The sequence below is a fragment of the Mesorhizobium sp. M7A.F.Ca.CA.004.12.1.1 genome, from assembly GCF_003997835.1.
Taxonomy (GTDB): domain Bacteria; phylum Pseudomonadota; class Alphaproteobacteria; order Rhizobiales; family Rhizobiaceae; genus Mesorhizobium.
This window is the reverse complement of the sequence record NZ_RZRK01000554.1, coordinates 1-4,114: the sequence shown is the minus strand read 5'-3', so window position 1 is coordinate 4,114 and position 4,114 is coordinate 1. Positions and strand designations below refer to the sequence as shown.

Here is a 4,114-nt window from a genome sequence, read left to right as displayed (position 1 = left end):
AATCGCATGGGCGCAGAAGGAGACGTCGGTCGCGGTTTCGGCCTCGTCCAGGCCGAAGCAGGATTTGAACCACTGCCGTTCGAGGTCGACGAGCGTGACCAGGGCCATCGGCACCTGCATCACCGCCGCGGCAAGGCTGCTGACGCGGTCGAAATCGGGATCGGCCGCTGTATCCAGCACCTCCAACCCGTGCAGCACGGCGAGCCGGTCAACATCCTTGACTGCGCGCGCAACTTCGGCCGGCAGCTCGGGCACTGTTTGCGTCTTGCCAGTCACCCCACTTGCCTCGTCCCGGTCTTCGCCGTCGCCTGCTTGCGCTGGTGCAAGGCCAGCGCGCTTTTCCGGAACCATCCTAGCGAGGAACCGTTACCCGACCATGATTTGCCGAGCGCGCCAGCTGGTGCAGAATGAGACAGGGATCGAGCATGGCCAAGATCATTCCAGAAAACAAGGCGCGGCAGGGGCGATGGGGCTGGCATGGATTTCGAATCCTGATCGCCGCATTGCTTCTGGTGTTTGCTGCGTGGGGCATTGCCGAGATTTATGGTGTGTTGATCAAGGCGCCAACCAGCGATGAACAGCATGTCCCCACGCCCAGCACCACCGAGCAGGCTCCTGCTGGCTAAAGCCGGTTTGTTCGTTGCAACGCATCGCATCAGGCGGCTCTCGATTGGGCCGCGCTCGCCGGCACCAGTACATTCAGCGCGCCAGGCTGGATTTCGATTACCGTTTCACGGTCAAGCCTGACCAATTCGCCGTCCATCACAGCGCGAAACTTGCGGCTGCTCGAATGGATTTTCAGCACCGTTCTGTTCGTCTGGTGGATTTCGACATGTTCGTTGTCGCGCCATTTGCCGCGCGCCACGTTGAAGAAAAACTTGACCAGTTCGGCGCGCTGCTTCGCCACCGTGACATAGACACCGAGTACGCCGCCCGCCGGATTGTCGGCGTAAGGCAAATGGCCTTCGCCGAACAAATTGTTGGTGATGCCGATGCCGGTGATGCGTGCCGCCATTTCGGCTTCGCCGATGCTGAGCGTCACATTCATCGCAGGTGGATTGTTGATCGTCGCCCAAGCCGCTTTGGCCGAGGCGCGGATCTTTCCCAACCGCGAACCGAACTCCATCTTCTGGCGCAGTTGCACCATCTTTGCATGCATGCCGATCGAGAACTGATGTATGAAAGGTTGGCCATTGGCTGTCGCCACGTCGACCGCGATGATTTCGCCGTCGGCGAAGGATTTCAGCGCTCCATCGAGTGACTGCGGAATGCCCAACCCCCGCGCGAACAGGTTCATGGTGCCGGCCGGCAATATGGCAAGCGCCTTCTTCGTGCCCATCAGCCGCGCGGCCGCGGCGGAAATGGTCCCATCGCCGCCACCCGCCAGCACGACGTCGACAGAGCGACGCGAAGCCGCGCTGTCGAGCGTTTCCACCACGTCCTTGCCGGCGACAATTTCGATGCTGAGCGAGTGCCCTGCCGTCTCCAGCGTCTGATGCATCCTGTCGGAGAAGGCGACGAGGTCGGTGGTGCGCAAAGTGCCGCCATCCCGGTTCAGCACCGCTGCGAATTTCATACCCCGCTCCACCATGTCAGCCAAAAAGTGGCCGGGACACGCCCAGCCGATGGCTGAAACGCGGCGGCGACGGAAAAGGTTCCCTTGACACGAACGGGCTTCTAAGCCGCTCGATCATTTCTGTGATTTCGATTTCCGGACGGCGCGGTTTTGTCGGAACAACAGACTGGTCACAACGTTGTGAACCTGTAGATGCCGCGTCCGACTTTCCGGCGAAGACGCGGCGCATGAGATCAGGCACGAGGAGAGACTATCATGATCCGCAATCTTTTAGCCACGACCGCACTCGCAACACTGATCGCGACGGGCGCATATGCGCAGAGCGCGACGACCCCGGCGCCGGCACAGAGCCCAGCCGTTCAGGAGTCAGGCGCCGCGACGGTCCGCGCAGAGGGCAGCATCGTCACCAACATCATCGGTGAATCCGTCTACAACGGCACCGGCGATGATGCCGAGAACATCGGCAATGTCAGCGACGTCGTCTTCGACAAGGATGGGCAGGCGAAATCCGTCGTCATCGACGTTGGCGGTTTTCTGGGTGTCGGTGCCAAGAGCGTCGCCTTCGAGTACGGCAAGCTGCAGTGGGCCGAAAAGAATGGTGACCGCTGGCTGGTAGCCCAGACGACCAAGGACGAGTTGACCGCTCAGGCGGAATTCGACAGCCAGCCCTACAGTCCGGCCCCCGCACCTGCGGCATCGACCGACGCGACCGCACCTACGGCACCTGCTACGACGGATACGGCACAAAAGCCGGCCGACATGAACGCCGCTCCGGCGGAACCGGTAAAGCGCGCGGACGGTAACCTTGCCACCAACATCATCGGTGAAGACGTATATAACGGAACCGGTGATGACGCGCAGAATATCGGCGACGTCAACGACATCGTGCTGACCAAGGAAGGCAAGGCCGAGTCCCTGGTCATCGGCGTGGGCGGTTTCCTTGGCCTCGGCGCCAAGAATGTCACCTATGATTTCTCTAAGGCGCAGTGGGCCGAGAAGAATGGCGACCGCTGGCTGGTGGCCCAGACCACCAAGGAAGAGCTGCAGGCGCAGCCCGATTTCGACCGCAAGGCCTATGATCCGGCGCCGGCCACGACGGCTTCCAACGAGCCTGCGGCCACCGCTCCGGCTGCTGTGCCGTCCGACACGACGGCTCCTGCTGTCGCTCCGGCAGATAAGACCGCCGAAGCTCCGGCAGCGACCACCCCTGACGCCTCGGCTCCCGACCAGACACAGACTGCCGCCATCGACAAGTCGACGTTGACCGAGATGCCGGTCGGCGAGATTCGTGCCGATGACCTGAAGGGCACGACTGTCTACGGCGCAAACGACGCCAGGGTAGGCGAAATCGGCGATGTCGTGCTTGCGCCTGACAACAAGACGGACGCGGTGATCGTCGACGTTGGCGGCTTCTTAGGCGTCGGTGAAAAGGAGGTCGCGGTTGGTATGGATAATCTCAAATTCATGACCGACAAGGACGGCAACAAATATCTTTACACGACCTTCACCAAGGAACAGCTCGAGGCTCAAACCGCCTATGATAAAGGCAGTTACGCCGAACAGCGCGATCAGCAGCGCATGATCGTAAGGTAATTCTGTTCAGCCCAATGAAGCCCGCGCTGGCAACGGCGCGGGCTTTATTTATGTGTGGCCAGGTGGCAGGCCAGCGGCATGGCCGACGAGGCCGTTCTGGGTCAATTCGGCCAGCGCCAGCGACTGGTCGAGATGTTCGGCCCGCCAGGCGAGCAGCCGTTCGGCGAATTCCAGGCGCACGGTGAGATGGCCGGGGTCGGCCGCGAGATTGTCCAGCTCGCCCGGATCGCTTTTTAGATCAAAGAGCAGCGGCGGCAGATTGCCGCCGAAATGCACATATTTGAAATGCTCCGTGCGGATAACGGCGAGGTTGCATTGGCGTGCGGCGATGCCGAAATGGTTTTCGGCCTCGCCCGCGGCAATCGAGCGGAAGTCAAACTCCCAATGTGCGGCATCGCGCCAGGCCGTAGGGGTTTCTCCGCCCAGGAACGGCTTCAGCGAGGCGCCGTCGAGATGCGGCGCGGGCTTTTGGCCGAGCAGGTCGAGAAGCGTCGGCAAAATGTCGACCGCTTCGGTGAAGCTGTCGACACTGCCGCCGGTCGCCTTGCCTTGGCGCGGATCGCGAATGATCAGCGGAATGTGGTAGCTGCCGTCGAAATAGCCGCCCTTGCCCAGCATGAAATGGTCGCCCATCATCTCGGCATGGTCCGAGGTCAGAACGATGATGGTGTCGTCCCACGCGCCTGCGGCCTTAACCGCTTTCCAGACGCAGCCGAGTTGCGCATCGACCTCGGAAATCATGCCGTAATAGATCGCGCGGATGCGGCGAAAATCGTCATCGCTCCAGTCGTGCACCTTGCCTCTGGCGTCTGGGCGGAATTTTATCTGTTTCTGCCGGCCGAGATCATAGGCAAGATAGGGATGGTTTTCCGCCTCTTCGTGCCAGCTTGCCGCGCGCCGGAAGGCCGGGCTGTCAGCCGGATCGTACATCGTGTTGTAGGGCTC

4 protein-coding genes and 1 pseudogene are annotated in these 4,114 nt (G+C 61.4%); 2 read left to right on the top strand and 3 right to left on the bottom strand.

What is annotated here, in order from left to right; translation table 11 throughout:
• A pseudogene (locus tag EN984_RS24860) lies at positions 1-255 on the bottom strand (histidine kinase); the annotation flags it as partial.
• Between the two features lie 170 nt (positions 256-425).
• On the opposite strand from EN984_RS24860, the gene EN984_RS24855 reads away from it, so the two are divergent.
• On the top strand, positions 426-626 hold the full coding sequence (locus EN984_RS24855; RefSeq protein ID WP_127269171.1) for a hypothetical protein: 201 nt from the start codon (positions 426-428) through the stop codon (positions 624-626).
• A 29-nt stretch (positions 627-655) separates the two neighbouring features.
• On the opposite strand, the gene EN984_RS24850 is transcribed toward EN984_RS24855, so the two are convergent.
• On the bottom strand, positions 656-1,576 hold the full coding sequence (locus tag EN984_RS24850; RefSeq protein ID WP_127269170.1) for a diacylglycerol kinase family protein: 921 nt from the start codon (positions 1,574-1,576) through the stop codon (positions 656-658).
• A gap of 255 nt (positions 1,577-1,831) precedes the next feature.
• On the opposite strand from EN984_RS24850, the gene EN984_RS24845 reads away from it, so the two are divergent.
• The gene (locus EN984_RS24845; RefSeq protein ID WP_127269169.1) at positions 1,832-3,169 is read left to right on the top strand and encodes a PRC-barrel domain-containing protein; all 1,338 of its coding nucleotides are present in this window, start codon (positions 1,832-1,834) and stop codon (positions 3,167-3,169) included.
• Positions 3,170-3,217: 48 nt separating this feature from the next.
• On the opposite strand, the gene EN984_RS24840 is transcribed toward EN984_RS24845, so the two are convergent.
• The coding region (locus EN984_RS24840; RefSeq protein WP_127384016.1) for a sulfatase-like hydrolase/transferase at positions 3,218-4,114 on the bottom strand (897 nt) is incomplete at its 5' end.

Excerpts from the sequence above, each read along its gene's own strand:
- EN984_RS24850 (WP_127269170.1), bottom strand. The coding sequence starts at position 1,576 with ATGAAATTCGCAGCGGTGCTGAACCGGGATGGCGGCACTTTGCGCACC.
- EN984_RS24845 (WP_127269169.1), top strand. The coding sequence starts at position 1,832 with ATGATCCGCAATCTTTTAGCCACGACCGCACTCGCAACACTGATCGCG.
- EN984_RS24855 (WP_127269171.1), top strand. The coding sequence starts at position 426 with ATGGCCAAGATCATTCCAGAAAACAAGGCGCGGCAGGGGCGATGGGGC.